The 19,028-nt window shown below is 52.0% G+C and carries 18 protein-coding genes, 1 pseudogene and 1 riboswitch; of the genes and pseudogenes, 10 read left to right on the top strand and 9 right to left on the bottom strand.

All coding sequences use genetic code 11. The annotated features are described in order from the left end of the window. Positions 1-8: 8 nt before the first annotated feature. The 6 genes from cobA to GS3922_RS13580 form a co-directional block, all read right to left on the bottom strand. The gene (gene cobA / locus GS3922_RS13605; RefSeq protein ID WP_063167418.1) at positions 9-785 is read right to left on the bottom strand and encodes a uroporphyrinogen-III C-methyltransferase; all 777 of its coding nucleotides are present in this window, start codon (positions 783-785) and stop codon (positions 9-11) included. Between the two features lie 140 nt (positions 786-925). Next, positions 926-1,537 (bottom strand): adenylyl-sulfate kinase, encoded by a 612-nt coding sequence (gene cysC, locus GS3922_RS13600; protein WP_063166778.1) that lies wholly within the window; start codon positions 1,535-1,537, stop codon positions 926-928. 12 nt (positions 1,538-1,549) lie between these two features. After that, the gene (gene sat / locus GS3922_RS13595; protein ID WP_063166777.1) at positions 1,550-2,710 is read right to left on the bottom strand and encodes a sulfate adenylyltransferase; all 1,161 of its coding nucleotides are present in this window, start codon (positions 2,708-2,710) and stop codon (positions 1,550-1,552) included. Positions 2,711-2,757: 47 nt separating this feature from the next. After that, complete coding sequence (locus GS3922_RS13590; RefSeq protein ID WP_063166776.1) at positions 2,758-3,831, bottom strand: sulfate permease; 1,074 nt, start codon at positions 3,829-3,831, stop codon at positions 2,758-2,760. Positions 3,832-3,845: 14 nt separating this feature from the next. Beyond that, the gene (locus GS3922_RS13585; protein ID WP_063166775.1) at positions 3,846-4,553 is read right to left on the bottom strand and encodes a phosphoadenylyl-sulfate reductase; all 708 of its coding nucleotides are present in this window, start codon (positions 4,551-4,553) and stop codon (positions 3,846-3,848) included. A gap of 121 nt (positions 4,554-4,674) precedes the next feature. After that, positions 4,675-4,781, bottom strand: a riboswitch (SAM riboswitch). 178 nt (positions 4,782-4,959) lie between these two features. Further along, a complete protein-coding gene (locus GS3922_RS13580) occupies positions 4,960-5,184 on the bottom strand; it encodes a DUF1128 domain-containing protein (protein WP_063166774.1) in 225 nt (74 codons plus the stop codon). 227 nt (positions 5,185-5,411) lie between these two features. Here GS3922_RS13580 and GS3922_RS13575 point away from each other — a divergent pair, with 227 nt between their 5' ends. Then, positions 5,412-5,894 carry a low molecular weight protein-tyrosine-phosphatase gene (locus GS3922_RS13575; RefSeq protein WP_063166773.1) on the top strand — a complete coding sequence of 161 codons (483 nt, stop codon included), beginning with the start codon at positions 5,412-5,414 and terminating at the stop codon, positions 5,892-5,894. 55 nt (positions 5,895-5,949) lie between these two features. Next, on the top strand, positions 5,950-6,783 hold the full coding sequence (locus GS3922_RS13570) for a YihY/virulence factor BrkB family protein (RefSeq protein WP_063166772.1): 834 nt from the start codon (positions 5,950-5,952) through the stop codon (positions 6,781-6,783). 223 nt (positions 6,784-7,006) lie between these two features. Here the strand turns inward: GS3922_RS13570 and GS3922_RS13565 are convergent, their stop codons facing one another. Both GS3922_RS13565 and GS3922_RS13560 read right to left on the bottom strand, forming a co-directional pair. Next, positions 7,007-7,153: a BH0509 family protein gene (locus GS3922_RS13565; protein ID WP_041267834.1), complete on the bottom strand. Its 147-nt coding sequence runs from the start codon at positions 7,151-7,153 to the stop codon at positions 7,007-7,009. A 119-nt stretch (positions 7,154-7,272) separates the two neighbouring features. Next, positions 7,273-8,406, bottom strand: coding sequence for an MFS transporter (locus tag GS3922_RS13560; protein ID WP_063166771.1), 1,134 nt, complete (start codon positions 8,404-8,406; stop codon positions 7,273-7,275). Between the two features lie 162 nt (positions 8,407-8,568). On the opposite strand from GS3922_RS13560, the pseudogene GS3922_RS17685 reads away from it, so the two are divergent. After that, positions 8,569-8,709, top strand: a pseudogene (locus GS3922_RS17685) (calcium/proton exchanger); the annotation flags it as partial. A 151-nt stretch (positions 8,710-8,860) separates the two neighbouring features. Next, positions 8,861-9,649 (top strand): YfkD famly protein, encoded by a 789-nt coding sequence (locus GS3922_RS13555; RefSeq protein WP_063166770.1) that lies wholly within the window; start codon positions 8,861-8,863, stop codon positions 9,647-9,649. Between the two features lie 110 nt (positions 9,650-9,759). Here the strand turns inward: GS3922_RS13555 and yfkAB are convergent, their stop codons facing one another. Then, positions 9,760-10,884: a radical SAM/CxCxxxxC motif protein YfkAB gene (gene yfkAB, locus GS3922_RS13550; protein WP_063166769.1), complete on the bottom strand. Its 1,125-nt coding sequence runs from the start codon at positions 10,882-10,884 to the stop codon at positions 9,760-9,762. Between the two features lie 229 nt (positions 10,885-11,113). Here yfkAB and GS3922_RS13545 point away from each other — a divergent pair, with 229 nt between their 5' ends. The 6 genes from GS3922_RS13545 to GS3922_RS13520 all read left to right on the top strand — a co-directional run bounded on the left by GS3922_RS13545 (position 11,114) and on the right by GS3922_RS13520 (position 18,996). Next, the gene (locus GS3922_RS13545) at positions 11,114-12,661 is read left to right on the top strand and encodes a fumarate hydratase (protein WP_063166768.1); all 1,548 of its coding nucleotides are present in this window, start codon (positions 11,114-11,116) and stop codon (positions 12,659-12,661) included. 174 nt (positions 12,662-12,835) lie between these two features. Beyond that, positions 12,836-13,627 (top strand): delta-lactam-biosynthetic de-N-acetylase, encoded by a 792-nt coding sequence (gene pdaA / locus GS3922_RS13540; RefSeq protein WP_063166767.1) that lies wholly within the window; start codon positions 12,836-12,838, stop codon positions 13,625-13,627. Between the two features lie 247 nt (positions 13,628-13,874). After that, positions 13,875-14,741, top strand: a complete 867-nt coding sequence (locus GS3922_RS13535) for a DNA-3-methyladenine glycosylase family protein (protein ID WP_063166766.1) — start codon at positions 13,875-13,877, stop codon at positions 14,739-14,741. Then, on the top strand, positions 14,738-16,144 hold the full coding sequence (gene rlmD / locus GS3922_RS13530) for a 23S rRNA (uracil(1939)-C(5))-methyltransferase RlmD (protein ID WP_063166765.1): 1,407 nt from the start codon (positions 14,738-14,740) through the stop codon (positions 16,142-16,144). The genes GS3922_RS13535 and rlmD overlap by 4 nt, the downstream gene beginning before the upstream one ends. Before the next feature lie 216 nt (positions 16,145-16,360). Further along, entirely contained in the window at positions 16,361-17,818 is a 1,458-nt protein-coding gene (locus GS3922_RS13525) for a type I restriction-modification system subunit M (protein ID WP_063166764.1), read from the top strand. 11 nt (positions 17,819-17,829) lie between these two features. After that, complete coding sequence (locus tag GS3922_RS13520) at positions 17,830-18,996, top strand: restriction endonuclease subunit S (protein ID WP_063166763.1); 1,167 nt, start codon at positions 17,830-17,832, stop codon at positions 18,994-18,996. Positions 18,997-19,028 lie beyond the last annotated feature (32 nt).

The raw sequence follows: 19,028 nt of genomic DNA, 5'->3' as shown, positions 1-19,028 counted from the left end.
CGATCGCCTCACGATGTCGCGCCAGCGGCCGCGGATGATGCCAACAGCTGTTCGAACCATCGAATGTTGGCGCGCAGCCGGACGACATCTCCGATGATGACCATGCTTGGATTTTCAATGTTTTCTTTGGCGACGATCCCGGCGATCGTCGCCAGCGTGCCGGTGACCGTGCGCTGAGACGTTGTCGTTCCCCACTCGATGACCGCCGCTGGCGTCTCTGGCGCCTTGCCATACTTGACTAGCTGTTCGCAAATATACGGCAAGTGGTAAACCCCCATGTAAATGGCGATTGTATCGATGCCTTTGGCGAGGCTTTCCCATTTGATATCTTCACGGCTTCCGTCGCGCCGATGTCCGGTGACAAAGGCAACGCTTGAGCTGAACTCGCGATGGGTGACAGGGATGCCGGCATAAGCCGCCGCAGCGATGGCAGAGGTGACACCGGGAACGATCTCAAACTCAATCCCGTGCTTGACGAGCGCCTCTGCTTCTTCGCCGCCGCGCCCGAACACGAACGGATCGCCGCCTTTTAAGCGGACGACGGTTTTTCCTTTTTTGGCGTGCAGGACGAGCGAATGGTTGATCGTTTCTTGCTGCATCACGTGGTAGCCGGGCAGCTTGCCGCAAAAGATGAGCTCGGCGCCCGGTTTCGCATACGACAGCAGTTCTTCGTTAATGAGGCGGTCGTACAAAATGACATCCGCCTGCTGAATGCATTTTAATCCTTTGACGGTGATGAGTTCCGGGTCGCCGGGACCGGCGCCGACAAGATATACTTTGCCCATCGTTGTTTCAGCCCTTTCTTGCATGATCCAGCTGGCCGTCGAAAGACGGTACGTTTTCATTGTAAACGGATCGGCCTGGTGCGAAAACGACTTTGTGAAATCATCTCCCGCTCTTTTTTTCGAGCGGGAGACAGGAGTGGTTAATTGGCTTTTACCGCCGGGATCAACCCGCGGTCGCGCAAGTAGGCGATCACTTGCGCGACGCACTCGTCGACGGAGTAGCGGTGTGTTTCAATCGTCAACTCGGGCGCTTCCGGCGCTTCGTACGGTGAGTCGATGCCGGTAAATTCGCGGATTTCTCCGCGGCGCGCCTTTTCATACAATCCTTTTGGATCGCGTTTTTCACATTCTTCAAGCGGACAGTTGACATAAATTTCGATAAACTCATCTTCTTCAACTAGGCGGCGGACGAGCGCCCGGTCTTCGGCAAACGGCGAAATAAAGGCGGTTAGCACAAACTGGCCACTGTCGACAAACAGTTTTGCCACTTCGCCGATGCGGCGGATGTTTTCCGTCCGGTCGGCGGCGGAAAAGCCGAGGTCTTTGTTGAGCCCATGGCGGATGTTGTCGCCGTCTAATACATAGTTTTGAATGCCGAGCTCAAACAGCCGTCTGGAGACGGCGTTCGCCACTGTCGATTTGCCCGAGCCGGACAGCCCGGTGAACCAAAGAATGGCGCTATGATGGCCGTTGCGCTCGCGCCGGTCTTTTTTCGTGACCGATGTCTGATGCCAAACGATGTTCGTGCTCATGACGCTCCTCCTTTAGCGCGTTGACGGGGTGACCGCTTCGCGTTCTTGCAATCCTTTGATCAAGACGGCAGCGACTTCCGGGCGGCTGAACGTGCTTGGCGGCACTTGGCCGTTGCGCAGCATTTCGCGGACTTTCGTGCCGGAAAGGACGACATGATGCTCAGCGTCATGCGGGCACGTTTTCGTCGACGCCATGCCTTCGCATTTCGTGCAATAAAAGCTATGTTCGAAAAAGAGCGGCGTGATCCCGAGCTCTTCAGCCGTAAAGTTCGAGAAGATTTTTTGCGCGTCATACGTGCCATAATAATTGCCGACACCGGCATGGTCGCGGCCGACGATGAAGTGCGTGCAGCCGAAGTTTTTGCGCACCATGGCATGGAAAATGGCCTCACGCGGTCCGGCATAGCGCATGGCTGCTTGGAAGACGCCAAGGAACACGCGGTCTTTCGGATAATAGTTTTCAAGCAGCACTTGGTAGCTTTCCATCCGGATGTCAGCCGGAATGTCATCCGCTTTCGTTTCACCGACGAGCGGGTTTAAAAATAAGCCGTCGACGATCTCAAGCGCGCATTTTTGAATGTATTCGTGAGCACGGTGAACCGGGTTGCGCGTCTGGAAGCCAACGACCGTGTTCCAGCCGAGTTCGGCAAACCGCTTCCGCGTTTCTGCCGGATCGAAATAAAACGCGGCGAACTGTCCTTTATCGGTCCGTTTGACAAGCGTGACTTCCCCGCCGACGTACACATCCGGTTTTTCAAACAGTTTGCGCACGCCAGGATGGGCGAGTTCATCCGTTTTGTAAACGAACGTGGCTTCTTTCGTTTTGTCTGGGCGGTAAATATCAGCAATTTCGATGACGCCGTAGACGTCGCCGTTATAAACGAGCTTTGCTTTATCGCCGACAGCAAGTTCTTTTGCTTTTTCTTCCGTCACCGCGAGCGTGATCGGAATGCTCCAGACGGTGCCGTCAGCGAGGCGCATCGTTTCCACAACCGCATCGTAGTCCGCTTTCGTCAAAAAGCCGGTGAGCGGGCTGTACGCCCCCGTGCCGATCAATTCCAAATCGCTTAATTCCGCTTTCGACAGTTCGATCGTTTTGGATGCTTCGTCAAGCGGATAGTCGGGATTCCAACGGTTGATTAATGTGCCGCCATGCGGGATGCTTACGCTCATGTTCATAACCTCCTAGAATGATAGATGGTAAGATTTCATGTTTAGAATTAAATGCCGCCGCCATGTTCATGAAGCGAGCGCTCTTCTTCGGCGACCGTTTTTTTCAGGCTGATGACGCCGAGGGTCGCTAAGCAAACACTGAAAATGGCGATGACCGTATAGACGTCGCTGTCAAGCAGCAGTTTCACAAGGCTGTACGAAATGACAAGGGAAAAAACCGGCGAAACAAGCCAAACTTTTAAAAGCTGGACAACGATTCGCTTCTGCCAGATCGATAAACCGCTTTTGGCTGTGCCGATGCCGATGATGGCCGATGTTGTAATTTGCGTGAGCGGCACAGGCAAGCCGAACAGCGACGCAAGGATGACAAGCACCGCTCCAGTGCCCGAAATGGCGCTCCCCTCGAACGGGGAAAAGTTCGTAATTTTCTTTCCGTTTGTTTCCAATACACGGTGTCCGAGCAGGAGCGCTCCAGCAGCGACGAACAAGCCGCCTAGGATCGTTGCGGGCCCGACCGCGATCAGCCCGGCGCCGACAAGCGGTCCGACAGCGTTCGCGACGTTGTTCATGCCGGCGGAGAACGCCTCGAAAAAGCCAGTGACAATGAGCAAGGCCATAAACGTTTTTTGCCAGCGGCCTTGCTCAAGCTGCGGATATTTTCGCTTGAGCGCTAAAAACCATTTGCCGACGGCGAATGTAAATGAGAAGGCAATGATCGGAATGATGACCCACACCGAGACGATAAACAGCAGTTTGTGAAAGTACACCGCTTGGTAGGCAATGCCGACACCGACGACCGATCCGACGGTGATCTCGCTCGTCGATAGCGGAATGCCCATGATGTTCGCAGCAAAAAGCGAAATGGCGGCCGCCGTTAAAATAATCACAACGATTTTGATGGTAAGGATCGAAGACGGGATAATGCCCGAGCCGATCGTTTTCACCACTTCTCCGCCGCCGAGGCTGCCAAGAAAAACGCCGATGCCGCAAAGAAGGAGGGCGACCGATTTTCGGGGAATGGCGCCTGATCCGTAAGCGACGCCCATCGAGGCGGCCGCGCCGCTCGCCCCGATGTTCATCGCGAAGAAAAAGGATACGATAAAGGCAATTGCAAGGAGCATATGGTGTTCTCCCCCTATGCGAGATGAAGCCCGCACTCTGTTTTCCCTTGGCCGGCCCAGCGTCCGGAGCGCAAATCATTCGGGTCTGATGCCGGCGCTGTACACGGGGCGCAGCCGATGCTCGGGTAGCCGCGGTCATGAAGCACGTTGTATGGAAGATTGTGTTTATACACATAGTTCCATACGTCTTTCCATGTCCAATGAATGAGCGGACAGACTTTGACCGAACGGAATTTGTCGTCCTTGTTGATGTATTCAACATGACGCCGCGTCGGCGATTGTTCACGGCGCAAGCCGGAAATCCAGGCGGTCACCCCAGTCAGCACTTCACGCAGTGGAATGACTTTGCGCAGCTCGCAGCATTTGTTTGGATTGCGTTTCCATAGCTCGTCGCCAAACTGCGCGGCTTGCTCTTCCAGCGTCAAGTGCGGCTGTTTCATGACGATGCGGAGGGAAGGGTATGTTTCTTTCACCTTCGCGATCGTATCGTACGTTTCTTGAAAGTGCAACCCGGTGTCTAAGAAGACGATCTCTGTATCAGGCTTCACTTTCGAAATCAAATCAATCAGCACAATCCCTTCGATGCCAAAGCTGCAGGCGTACACAATTTCATCCCCGTACTCGCGGTACGCCCAAGCGAGAACATCAAGCGCTCCTTTTGTTTCATTGTCAGACGGAAAAGACGGTTTTTCTGACGTTTCCCACCGATCATACGTGAGCATCGTTTCCCCTCCTTATAAATCAAAGAAAATCCACGTAATTAGTCGGATATTTACTCAGCAAGCGGCAGCCCGGCGACAAAAATGCCCTTTCCATTTTGGAAAGAGCGGAAGAACTAGCGACGCCTTATCTTCCAAAATGGAACCCATTTTGCTGGAATTGGCACCTTGCTAAACAGAGCAGGTTGCCGGAGTTCATCGGGCCAGTCCCTCCCTCGCTCTTGATAAGCGTATGTAACGGATGTAATTGATTAAAATTTTAGCACAATTGCCGCCAATGTCAATCCTAGTTTTTCGATAGGAATTATTTTTTTATCATTCCAATGCGGGAACCTGGCATGAACGAAAGTGAGGAGCGTTCAGCTATGGGCGGCAGCCTAAGCATGCTGTCCTGGCGAAAGGCAGAACATCATTTTTTGCGCAAGTTTCCGAGTTCTTCAACGATCGCCTGCATTTCGCTCGGACTGAACGTCTCGCGCTTCATAACCATCTCATAAATGTCTTTCAGTTCATCATACCATTCTTCGGAAAAATGGGACGGCTTAATGGCATCAAAGTTCAGCACTTTCAACTTTTGCTTCAGCTGCTCGATCATATATTCGACGTTTTCCGCCGACCGTTTCGATAAGTCCATCGTCTGGCTCCTTTCATGGCAAGATATCATGTATTGTACCATACAGGCGGTGAAAATAGGGAGGGGGATGACTTGTTTGCCTGCCGAAAAGCGGACAATGTAGTAAAATATAGATGCATGTACACGATATGCCCGAAAGCGGCATAAAAGGTCTAGACGGAGGAAAAAGAAGAAAGACTAACGATAGGAGATATGCTGTCGAAACAGCGAAAGGGGTTGTTGTTCGGATGATCAAAGTGTTGTTTGTTTGCCTTGGGAATATTTGCCGTTCACCGATGGCTGAAGCGATCTTTCGCCACTTAGTGAAAGAACGCGGGCTCGATGGGCGTATCGCCGTTGATTCGGCGGGAACGGGTAGCTGGCATGTTGGTGAGCCGCCGCATGAAGGGACAAGGCGCATTTTAAACGAAAACGCCATTGATTATTCTGGCATTCGCGCCCGGCAAGTCGGCCGCCGCGATTTGGAGGAATTTGATTATATTATCGCCATGGATGCCGCCAATTTACACGATTTGCGCCGGTTGGCCGGATCTAATTCACCGGCCGTCATCGCCCGGCTGCTCGATTTTGTGCCCGAACGGGAAAAAGACGACGTGCCGGATCCATATTATACGGGGAATTTCGCCGAAGTATATCGCCTTGTCCGTTCCGGATGCGAGCATTTGCTTGAGGCCATCATCCGTGACCATCAGCTTGTCGCCGGCGAATAAAGAGCGTCAAAAAGGGATGCGCTCGGTTTGAAAAAACGGGAAAGGAGGGCAGCCCATGTTCTTGAACATGACGTTCATCCGCGAGTTGGCCCGGCGCTTTATGGAGGATGAAATTCCGCGGTTGTCGGCGGAATTGGCGTACTACTTTCTCTTGTCGCTGTTTCCGTTTTTGCTGTTTTTAATGACGCTGTTGGCGTATTTGCCTATTCCGCATGAAGATGTGCTCGCGCTCGTGCGGCAATACGCGCCGAAAGAGGCGCTTCATCTCATTGAGACAAATGTGCATCGCCTGATGGACGAGCAAAATGGGAAATTGTTGTCGTTAAGCATTATCGGTGCCGTCTGGTCCGCCTCAAACGGGATGGGCGCCATTATGCGGGCGTTCAACCGCGCTTACGACGTGGAGGAAAATCGTCCGTTTTGGGTGGCGCGCGGATTGTCGGTCGTGCTGACGCTCGGGATGATCGCTGTGATCATCATCGCGCTCGTGCTGCCGGTGTTCGGGCGGATGATCGGGCTGTTTTTGTTCTCAGCATTAGGGTTATCGGAACACTTTTTAACCGCATGGAATGCATTCCGTTGGACGACGAGTTCGCTGTTATTGTTTGCCGTTTTCACCGCCCTGTATTATTTTGCCCCGAACAAACAACTGCGCTGCGTTAATGTCGTGCGCGGCGCTTTATTCGCCACTGCCGGCTGGATTGCGACGTCGCTGGCGTTTGCCTATTATGTCAACCACTTTGCCAATTACACGGCCATGCACGGAAGCCTCGGCGGGATGATCGTCTTGATGATTTGGCTTTATTTATCCGGCATGGTTCTCGTTTTAGGCGGAGAAATGAACGCGATTTTTGATTGTGAGCGTGAAGGGAGGAAGAGGATGCGCTAACGCGCGCATAAACGGCCCGAAAACCGGATAACGTAACGGTGTGGGGGACTTTGATACAGGGGGGATGACCATGGCCAAGCATACGAAAAAAGACGGGGGCACGAAACAAAAAGGAAAAAACAGGCCAAAGCATAAAACGAGCGGCAGTGCCAACGGCCAAAACGGCTATCATTGAAAAAGGGTGCTCTGGAAAGAGCGCCCTTTTTCATGCGGAACAGCCGCTTTACTCAACGCTTTCTTCGTGATGATGGTAATAGCGTTCGTAAATGTACTCGATTTCCGCGTCGGTCATGTAGGCCAGCTGCTCCCGCGATAACCCCCGCACTTTTTCGATAAACTCGATCATATTTTTCCGTTCCGCTCTGCTCATCATCGCCACTCCTTTACCCTGTTTTAAAACAGTAACTTTATATCTTGGTTTTATTATATAACAGAAGGAACAAAATGGTCAACGATTTTTTTGAAAAAAACAAAAAATAAAAAATGCGGTCAAGCCGCTTTTTCCTGTTCCTGTCGTCTGGCAAGGCCGACGGTCGGGATGAGGAGAACGGCACTGACCGCAAGGAAAAAGGCGTCCGCCGCCGCATCGACGGCGCTGCCGGCAAGCGGCGGACCGATCATGCTGCCGAGGCTGTATAACATTCCGGACAACAAATTGCCGGCCGGAAGGAGCGCTTTCGGCAGCAGGTCGGCCATATAGGCAATGCCAAGCGAGAAAAGCGATCCCGTAAACATCCCGGCGGCAAACAAGCAGGCAGCAAGCCCGACAGTCGATGAGCTAGCGGCGAGTGCGGCCAAAAAACAGCTGATGCCGGCCAGCAGCGCGCCAATGATGGCAATGCGGCGTCCGAACCGGTCGCCGAGCGCACCGAGCGGAAGCTGAAAGAGGATGCCGCCGAACGAGAAAAACGGCAAGATCAACGCGATCTGTTCGGTGCTCATCCGTTTATGCAAGGCATACAGCGGAAAAACGGAATGAATGGCCGCTTCCAAAAAGCCATAAGTAAGCGGCAGCAAGAGCGCCGGCCACGCATACCTCCATGCGCCGATCCATCGCCCGGCAGCTGAGGAAGAGCGCTCAAACGGCTTCGGTTTTTCAGTTGGCAGCCAAAAAACGGCAACCCACCCGACGAAGCTGAGGAGCGCAGCCAAAAAAAACGGCAGCCCCCTGTTGAGCGAGGTGAGCGAAGCGAGAAGCGGACCGGCTGTAAAACCGAGGCCAAATGCGAGTCCATACAGCGACAGCCGCCGCCCGCGCTCAGCCGGCGGCGAAAAGTCGGTAATCCACGTTTGGGTCGCAAAATGAAGCATATGGTCGCCCACCCCGATCAGAAGACGAAGAATAAGCCAAAAGAAAAATGAAGGAAAAAGTGGAAAAAGGATGAGCGAGCCGATTACAATAAAACCCCCAAGGAGAATCATGGGTTTGTATCCATATTTGCCTAATGGGCGCTCCAAAAACGGTGAGATGGCAAGCACGCCGATATAGAGCGCGGCAGCGTGCGCTCCGTTAACGGTCGAGGAGACGCCGCTTTCCTCGAGCAGCATGGCCAACAGCGGAAGCAACATCCCTTGGGACAAGCCGGAGATGGCGACGATTCCGGTTAAAATGGCAAAACGCATCGTACATCCTCATTTCTGCTAAAATGGTGGACAACGAAACAAACAGGGTCTCCGCTTTTTTGCGGATCGACGTATCGTCCGTATTCATCGTACATACGAATGACGGCCAATGCAACGAAAAACGTTACGAAGAAAGGTGGAATGAAAACGAATGAACAAATTTCGCTTCCTGAGCTCATCGCGATGGGCGCTTCGGTGCTGTTGATGATCGTGCTCTCCAATGATGGGGATACGAACTGGTTTGAGGGAGCAACGCTGCTGGCGGCATATACGATGATGGGAATCGGCTTTTACTTGTTGTAAGCATGCACCCGGACGCCCGCCGTCCGGGTGTTTGTTTGCCCATGCGCGGGAAACGGAGCGCCAAAGCAGGACGAAATTTTCATCGCTGCGGATAAAGAGTGTATTTTGAAAGAAAATAACAGTGAATACGGGACAGAAAGGAGCGAATAGGATGAAAAAGTGGACCGTTTCCTTATTGACGAGTGCGGTTCTTCTCTATGCGGCGGCGTTCCCGGTGCTGGCGGCCTCCGGAAAACCAGCGCCCGGAACGGTGATCGACATATCAAAAGAAAATACGTATCCGAATCCGACGCAAGATTTGCCGCATTTAGAGCCGAGCTCGTTTACGAAACAGCTGTTAAAATCATCGAACGTAAAAATTGAGAATCCCGAATTGATTCATCTCTTTAACGAATCGTCAGCGACGAATACCCCTTGGGCTGTCGGCTACCGAGCGACGATTTATTTAGGCCAATGGCCGCTCAATTACCAGTCGCTTGAGACGTCAACGAATTGGGAATACCAAAAGGTCAACACGAATTTCCTCGACAACCGCGGCGGCGACACAGCACAAAAACTGTATTACAAACAGGAAATGCAAAAATACGTCCGTGGCGGCTTGACGGTGAAAGTGCCGAATGAAGACGCCGTCAAACGGATGATGTTGAACAAGGCCATGGCAAAGACAAACTTGCCGCTGTCATTTAGCACTGTCATCGGCATCGGCACGAAAAAGGATCAGCCATACAACGTGCCGGCGAAAAAAATGGGCTACTTGTATGCGTATGCTCCAGCCGTGAATGAAAAAGGGAAAGTGACGTACGGCGAAGTGTACGTTGTCTTGAGAGGAAACAAAAAGAAAATTGTCGTCAAAAACGTGACGACAAGAGGCGTCGGAGCGTGGATTCCGGTGCAAGATCGTCTATACGTATCTTATGTTGTCAGCGAGCAGCCAAGGTAACGAAGGTGTCCCAAAGGCAATGGGACACCTTCTCTTATGGCAAGATATGTGCGTGACGCTATCGATCGGCCGTCTGTTGTTTGAAACGAACCGCTTGATCCAAGCAGCTTTTACCGGGCAACGCGTGCCGAGCGTTTTGTAAAATCGACATCCCGGTAATAGGTTTGTTTGACGAGCACGTTCGGTCCGAGGCAGCGCGCCGCCGGGCAGTGGCAAAGAAGCCCGCTTGCGAGCTTTGAACGGCGCCATTGGTCATACACGTCCGGCAGCGAATCGTGAATGATGTTGCCAAGCGGCGGTTCATCCCCGAAATCGGTGACGATGACATCGCCGGTGAAAATGTTGACATTGAGCCGCGAGCGGCCGTCCGGGTCGTTGCGCACGGTGACGTTTTTGCTTTCATACAGCCGTTTCAATAGAGCCACATCTTCTTCATTGTCGCTGCACGGGTAAAACGGGAGCGTCCCGAACAACATCCAGACGTCCTCGTTGCGAATGTCAAGCAAATGGTGGATCGCTTGGCGCAATTCGTCCAAGCTCAACGTCTCAAGTGCACTGGCAAAATCGCTCGGATACATCGGGTGGATTTCATGCCGCCGGCAGCCCATGTCCTCAACCACTTGGCGGTGGATCGTTTCCAAATGGCGAACCGTGCGCTTGTTGAGCATCGTTTCCGCCGACACTAAGACCCCTGCTTTCGCCAATGCTTTCGCATTGTCGAGCATGCGCTGAAAATACTTTTCGCGCTGGGCGCGCGCCGGCTTCCGCTCCATCATGGCAAATCCCCCATCGACAAAGTCATCGATCGTTCCCCAGTTATGGGAGATGTGCAGCACATCCAAATACGGAATGATTCGTTCGTAGCGCGCCAAGTCAAGGGTCAAATTTGAATTGAGCTGCGTCCGCACCCCGCGTTCATGCGCATAGCGGAGGAGCGGAACAACGTATTGGTCAACGGATTTTAATGACAGCATCGGCTCGCCGCCGGTGATGCTTAAGGAGCGCAAATGCGGGATTTCCTCGAGCCGGCGGAGCAACAAGTCAAGCGGCAGCGCTTCGGGGTCCTTGGCTGTCAACGTATAGCCAACCGCACAATGTTCGCAACGCATATTGCAAAGTGTCGTTGTCGTGAACTCGATGTTCGTCAGTTCAAGTTTTCCATATTCTTCAATATCGACATACACCTCCCACGGGTCATACGCCGGTGTAATCGCTGGCATGGTCGATGAACGCATGTCTTTCTCCTCTTTCCATTCAAAGTCTCAACGTTCATTATCGGCAACAGTTGCTTCGCTTGTCAATCGTTTTAGCCGCTGATCCTCTATCCCATTCCTATGAGGCGGGCTTGGAGCTGATGAGACCGAAAAGAAAGATTTTTTCCATAACCGAGAAAAAGCAGTATAATAGAAGGAGATGAGACAACTGCCGATAGGGCGATCAAAAGGGAAAGGGCGTGGAACCGACATGGAAAAATTCCAGCAAAGCATGTATGACTTGATCGTTGAGACGTCAACGAAGCTGCCGAAGGACGTTCGCCGAGCGATCGCTCGGGCGAAAGTGCGCGAAAACGCCGGCACACGGGCAGCGATGGCGCTCGATACGATCGTCGAGAACATTCAAATGGCGGATGAAAACGTGTCACCGATCTGTCAGGACACCGGCTTGCCGACGTTTAAAATCAAAGTGCCGGTCGGCGTGAATCAAATCGAAATGAAAAAAGCGATCCGGGCGGCCATCGCTGAAGCGACGAAAAACGGCAAGCTGCGTCCGAACTCGGTCGACTCGCTTACCGGCAAAAACAGCGGCGACAACTTAGGGGAAGGCGTGCCGGTCATTAAATTTGAACAATGGGAAAACGATTACATTGACGTCCGTTTGATTTTAAAAGGCGGCGGCTGTGAAAACAAAAACATCCAATACAGCCTTCCTTGTGAACTCGAAGGGCTCGGCCGCGCCGGCCGCGACCTTGATGGCATCCGCAAATGCATCTTGCATGCGGTGTACCAAGCGCAAGGGCAAGGATGCAGCGCCGGCTTTATCGGCGTCGGCATCGGCGGCGACCGCTCATCAGGCTATGAGCTGGCCAAGGAGCAACTGTTCCGCTCGGTTGATGACGTCAACCCGATCGAAGAACTCCGCCAGTTGGAAGAATACATTATGGAAAACGCCAACAAACTCGGCATCGGTACGATGGGCTTTGGCGGCGAATCGACGCTGCTTGGCTGTAAAATCGGCGTCATGCACCGCATCCCGGCGAGCTTCTTCGTTTCCGTCGCTTACAATTGTTGGGCGTTCCGCCGCATGGGCGTAAAAATCGATCCGGCAACGGGCGAGATCATCGAATGGCTGTACCAAGACGGCGAAGACGTCGATTTCGCGAAAGAATTGGAAAAAGCGGAAGCCGCCGCGGCGCTTGAACAAGGGGAGACGCGCGTCATCGACCTCGTTCCGCCGCTGTCGGAAGAACAAGTGCGCCAGCTTCGCGTCGGCGATGTCGTCCGCATCAGCGGCATGATGTATACGGGCCGCGACGCCATTCATAAATATTTGATGGACCATGACGCGCCGGTCGACTTGAACGGGCAAATCATTTACCATTGCGGTCCGGTGATGCTGAAAGATGAAGAAGGCCGCTGGCACGTCAAAGCCGCCGGTCCGACGACGAGCATCCGCGAGGAGCCGTACCAAGGCGACATCATGAAAAAATTCGGCGTCCGCGCCGTCATCGGCAAAGGCGGCATGGGCGCGAAAACGCTGCAAGCCTTAAAAGAACATGGCGGCGTGTACTTGAACGCCATCGGCGGCGCCGCGCAATATTACGCCGATTGCATCAAATCCGTAGAAGGCGTCGATTTGCTGGAATTCGGCATCCCGGAAGCGATGTGGCATTTGCGCGTCGAAAACTTCACCGCCGTCGTCACGATGGATTCGCACGGCAACAGCCTGCATGAAGATGTGGAACAATCGTCGCTTGAAAAGCTCGCTCAGTTCAAAGAACCGGTGTTCAAATAATAAAGAAAGAAGCGATTTCAAACGAACGGCTGGCCGATCAGCTCACCTAGCCCCAAACGCGTGTGCCGCAGGCGCGTTTGGGGCTTTTTTTGCAAAAAATGGCGCGCGTAAAGCGCGGAGGCGGGAAAACAATAAGAAAAAGGAAACGACCGTGGCCAAGGAGGCATTGTGCGCATGAAATGGCTTCTTTCTCTTTTGTTGCTGTTCACGTTGATCCCCGCCCCCGCGTTCGCGGCAAGCCATGCCCCGATCCATTGGGGATTCAAGCGGAGCGAAAACCATGAGCCCCCATCAGCGGGAAAAGAGCTTGACGAACTGCTCGCCAAATACGATGCCTTTTATGTCGGCGATACGAGCGAAAAAACAATTTATTTGACGTTTGACAACGGCTATGAAAACGGCTATACGGCGCAAATTTTAGACGTGTTAAAAGAAAAGAACGTGCCGGCTGCCTTTTTTGTCACCGGCCATTACTTGCAAACCGCCCCTGAGTTGGTGAAACGAATGGCCGCCGAGGGGCACATCATCGGCAATCATTCATGGCACCACCCCGATTTGACAACGGCAAGCGAAGAGCGGTTCCGTGAAGAGCTGGAAAAAGTAAAAGAAAAGACCGAGGAATTGACCGGGCAAAAAGGGATGGCGTACCTTCGCCCGCCGCGCGGCATTTTCAGTGAACGGACGTTGGCGCTCGCCCGCGAGCTTGGCTATTACCACGTCTTTTGGTCGCTGGCGTTCGTCGACTGGCAGACCGACCGCCAGCACGGCTGGCAATACGCGTACGATCAAATCATGAAGCAAATCCATCCCGGGGCGATTTTGCTTTTACACTCGGTCTCGAAAGACAACGCCGACGCGCTGCCGAAAGTGATCGACGACTTGCGCAAACAAGGGTATACGTTTGCCAGCTTAGATGAATTGATGGCGAAAAAGATGGGCCTCCATCCGTGGCTGTTTCGTCCGTAAGGCTTTCAGCGCGGCCTGTCTGCTCATGGAAGTGAGCGCTTTTCGGTGCAGAGGTCAGCGCCGACGGCTTCTGTCCCCGTGTCCGTCGTCGTTGTCGCGTTACGGATAGTCAAAACAACAGGGTGCGCCGCTAGGCCATTCCCCCGCCTCGCCACCAGAAACGGATCGGCTGCTTGTCCGATTCGTTGGTTTGGCGGGGGGTTTTTCGTTATAATAAGGGCACGGACGAACGAGAAAGGTGAGAACGATGTGGAAGCAAACGATTACCGTGCCCGCGCCGTACGATTTTGCCCATGCGTTGGAGCGATTGGCGCTCGATCCGCTGCTGGCGGTTGATCTAGAGCGGCAGCGCGTCACCGTGCCGCTTCATCTCGATGACGTAAAGGTGCCCGTCGCGGTGGAAAGCATCGGCACAAAAGACGCCCCACGCTTGATCGTGTCAGGGCCGCATCCCGAGCGGCAACAGGAGATCATTGAACGGATTTCCGATCTGTTTCAATGGCGGACGCCGCTCGCTTCGGTGCACGGCCATTTTCAGGCGACCGAGCTGGCGCCGCTGTTTGCCCGTTATGAAGGGCTGCCGTTGGTGCTTGATTTTGATTTGTATTTTTGCCTCGTCAAATGTTTGATCCACCAACAGCTTCATCTCAAAGTCGGCTATCGGCTCACAGAGCGGTTTGTGAAAACGTTCGGCGAGGAGCGGGACGGCGTTTGGTTTTACCCGTGCCCAGAAGAGATCGCCGCCCGCTCGTACGAGGACTTGCGCGCCTTGCAGCTGAGCGGACGGAAAGCGGAATATATCGTCGATGTGTCGCGCCTCATTGCCGAGGGGAAGCTGCGACTTGATGAACTCAGGCAGATGGAGGACGGCGAAGTGATGGAACGGCTGACCGCCATCCGCGGCATCGGGCCATGGACCGTGCAAAATTTTCTCGTGTTCGGGCTCGGCCGCCCGAACGTCTTCCCGCCGGCGGATATTGGCTTGCAGCGGGCGGTGGAACAACTTTTTCAGCTGCCGAAGCGGCCGACCGCCCACGAGCTGGCGGCGCTCGGCGAACGGTGGAAGCCGTATGCGAGCTACGCGGCGCTTTATTTATGGAGAAGCATTGAATGAGAGGGACCGATATGGCAAAGCGACAAACGAAGGTGAAGATTCGAAAGGGAGACCAATTTCCGCTGATGATTCAGCGGATCGGCATTAACGGCGAAGGGGTCGGCTATTTTCAAAAACAAGTCGTCTTCGTCCCCGGCGCCTTGCCGGGTGAGGAAGTGATCGTCGAGGCGACCGACATCCACCCTACCTATGCCGAGGCGAACATCAAGCGCATCCGCAAGCGCTCGCCAAACCGCATCAAGCCGCCATGCCCGCTCTATGACCAGTGCGGCGGCTGCCAGCTGCAGCACTTGGCGTACGAAGCGCAGCTGGAGGCGAAGCGCGACATTGTCATCCAAGCGCTGCGCCGCCACGCCCGCCGCCTCGATGTTGACAAACTTGACATCCGTCCGACGATCGGCATGGATGACCCGTGGCATTACCGAAACAAAAGCCAGTTCCAAGTCGGGATGAAAGAAGGGAAGGTGCTCGCCGGGCTGTACGGCCTCAACTCCCATCGGCTCATCGACTTGTCGGAATGCCGCGTCCAACACCCGCAAACGACGCGCGTGACAAACATCATCAAAACGATTTTGCAAGACTTGCGCATCCCGATTTACAACGAGCGGACAAGAACCGGCGTCGTGCGGACGATCGTCGCCCGCGTCGGCTTTCATACCGGCGACATCCAAGTCGTTCTCGTCACGGCGACGAAAGACATCCCGCGCCAAGAGCTGCTCATTGACGAAATTCGCCGTCGTCTCCCCGAAGTCAAATCGATCGTGCAAAACATCAACGGCGAAAAAACATCGCTCATTTTCGGCGATGAGACGGAAGTGCTCGCCGGCGACGAATACATTCAAGAAACGCTCGGCGATTTGTCATTTGAGCTCTCCGCGCGCGCGTTTTTCCAGCTCAATCCGATCCAAACGGTGAAATTGTACGATGAAGTGAAAAAAGCGGCCGCTCTCACCGGAACAGAGAGGATCGTGGACGCCTATTGCGGCGTCGGCACGATCGGGCTGTGGCTCGCCCGCGACGCCAACGAAGTGCGCGGCATGGATACGATTCCAGAAGCGATCGCAGACGCAAAGAAAAACGCCAAAAAACACGGGTTCACGAACACCCATTATGTCGTCGGCAAAGCGGAATATTGGCTGCCGAAATGGGTGAACGAAGGCTGGAAGCCGGACGTCATCATCGTCGACCCGCCCCGCGTCGGCTGCGACCGGGCACTGCTCGAAACGATCCTCCGCGTCCGCCCGCAGAAAGTCGTCTACGTCTCGTGCAACCCGTCCAGCCTCGCCCGCGACCTCGACACCCTAGCGGCCGCCTATCGCGTCGACTACATCCAGCCGGTCGACATGTTCCCACATACGGCGCATGTGGAGTGTGTCGCGCAGATCGTGTTACGAGAAACGTAAGCAGGAAACGGGTTTGTTTCCTGCTATTTCATTTTCGGAACAGAGAATCGACAAAAAAGTTTTTGGCGTTCCATCGGGTTTCCACACAATCGATGAGGCGAGGGGAGAATTTTCGTTGTCCATCCATCATGGATGATTGAATCCCGCGAAACCAAAGTTTCTAACACCGATAAAACTATGTATAATTAAATTTGGAAATAATAAGGGGGCATCTATATGATGACAGGAGAATTAAAGAACAAAGTCGATAAAATATGGGAAACATTTTGGACGGGCGGCATTACGAACCCGCTGACGGTTATTGAACAGTTTACATACTTGTTATTCATCAAAGGTCTCGACGAAGTCGAAACGCAGCGCGAACAGGAAGATGCTTTGCTGGGCATCGAATCGGAACGCATCTTTCCGCCAGATAAGCAGCACTTGCGTTGGAGCAAATTCAAACATTTTGAAGCCGCCCATATGTATGAGGTCGTTTCCAACGAAGTGTTTCCATTTATCAAAAACTTGCATGGTGACAGGGAGTCCGCCTATGCGAAATATATGGGCGACGCCATGTTCATGATCCCAACGCCGCAACTGCTCGTCAAAATTGTCGATGGCATTGACCACATTCCGATGAAAGACCGCGATACAAAAGGCGATTTGTATGAGTATTTGTTATCGAAAATCGCCACCGCAGGGACGAACGGCCAATTCCGGACGCCGCGCCATATTATCAACATGATGGTCGAACTCGTAAAACCGACGCCGGAAGACATCATCGTCGACCCGGCCGCCGGGTCCGCCGGGTTTTTAGTCGCCGCCGGCGAATATTTGCGCAACCATCGCAGCGACTTATTTTTAGTGCAAAGTTTAAAAGAACATTTTCACAACCAGATGTTCTACGGTTTTGACATGGACCGCACGATGCTGCGGATTGGCGCGATGAACATGATGCTCCATGGCATTGAAAACCCGAATATCGAATATCGCGACTCCTTGTCGGAACAAAACAAAGATCGCGACAAATACACCCTTGTCTTGGCCAATCCGCCGTTTAAAGGCTCGCTCGACTATGAAGCGGTATCAAGCGATTTATTAAAAGTGGTCAAAACAAAGAAAACGGAGTTATTATTCTTGGCGTTATTCTTGCGCATCTTAAAACCGGGCGGCCGCTGCGCCTGCATCGTGCCAGATGGGGTATTGTTCGGCAGCTCGACGGCGCATAAAGCGATTCGCAAAGAAATCGTCGAAAACCATAAGCTCGAAGCGATTATTTCGATGCCAAGCGGCGTGTTTAAACCGTACGCCGGCGTATCGACAGCCATTATGATTTTTACGAAAACAGGCGCCGGCGGAACCGATCACGTCTGGTTTTACGACATGAAAGCCGACGGCTATTCATTGGACGACAAGCGCACCCCGATGGAAGAAAACGACATTCCGGACATCATTGCGCGCTTCCATAACCGTGAAGCGGAAAAAGACCGAAAACGAACAGAGCAATCGTTCTTCGTGTCGGTGGAAGAACTTCGGGAAAACGGCTATGACCTTTCGATTAACAAGTATAAAGAGATTGAGTATGAAGAAGTGCAGTATGAAGCGCCGAGTGTGATACTTGAAAGAGTGGAAGCGTTGGAAAAAGAGATTATGCAAGGGTTGCAAGAGTTAAAAGAAATGATTAGAGGGTAGTGAATTTTACTATGGTGTTTCATTATAAAAAATTAGGAGAATTAGTTGCGATTGTCGGTGGTGGAACGCCCGATAGAAGAAAGCCACATTTTTGGAATGGAGATATAAATTGGATTTCTGTTAAAGACTTAGTAGATGATAGTATATCTTCATCATTGGAGACTATAACTAGAGAAGGATTAGAAAAGTCGAGTGCTAAGTTAATCCCAAAAGGGAATATTATATTACCTACAAGAATGGCTCTGGGTAAGGTTGCTATAAATCAGATTGACGTAGCAATTAACCAAGATTTAAAAGCATTGATAATAAAAGATAATAGCCAATTAGATCTTTACTACCTATTTTACTTTCTAAAGAGTAAATCTAGTTTCATTGAATCTAAAGGAAAAGGTGCCACTGTTAAGGGGATTACGGTTAGTCTAATTTCAGATTTACAAATTCCTTTACCTCCTCTTACACTTCAAAAGAAAATTGCATCAGCTCTGGGCAAAGCACAAGAATTAATAAATAAAAGAAAAGCCCAAATTGAAGCGTTAGACCAGTTAACGCAAAGTGTGTTTTTGGAGATGTTTGGGGATCCGGTTAAAAATAATAAAAACTGGGTCATGCAGAAGCTATCCGAGACAGGTGAGCTTAAAAGAGGAATATCGAAATATCGACCAAGAAATGCTCCTGAACTTCTGAATGGTCCTTATCCTTTGATTCAAACTGGGGATGTTGCAAATTCAGGTATATTCATAAAAAAATATAATCAAACGTACTCTGAGTTAGGTTTAAAGCAGAGCAAAATGTGGCCAAAAGGTACGTTATGTATTACAATTGCGGCTAATATAGCCCAAACAGGAATATTAACGTTTGATGCTTGTTTTCCAGACAGCGTTGTTGCTTACATTCCAAAAAATTATATGTCTAATATATATGTTCATTTTTGGTTCACGTTTTTACAAAGAATCATTGAAGCTAATGCTCCCGAATCAGCACAAAAAAATATTAATCTCAAAATTTTAAGTGAGTTAGAAATACCGGTACCACCTGTTGAACTTCAAAATAAATTTGTAGAGATAGTAGAAAAAATAGAATCTCAAAAAGACCTTCTTCAAAAAAGCCTAGAAGAACTAGAAAACAACTTCAACTCCCTCATGCAACGCGCATTCAAGGGAGAGTTGTTCAACGATTGACCGACAGGAAAGGAATTCGGTACCGGTTAAGG

Source organism: Geobacillus subterraneus (assembly GCF_001618685.1).
Lineage (GTDB): Bacteria > Bacillota > Bacilli > Bacillales > Anoxybacillaceae > Geobacillus > Geobacillus subterraneus.
Note: the sequence above shows the minus strand (reverse complement) of the source record. Positions and strands in the feature narration are given on the sequence as shown.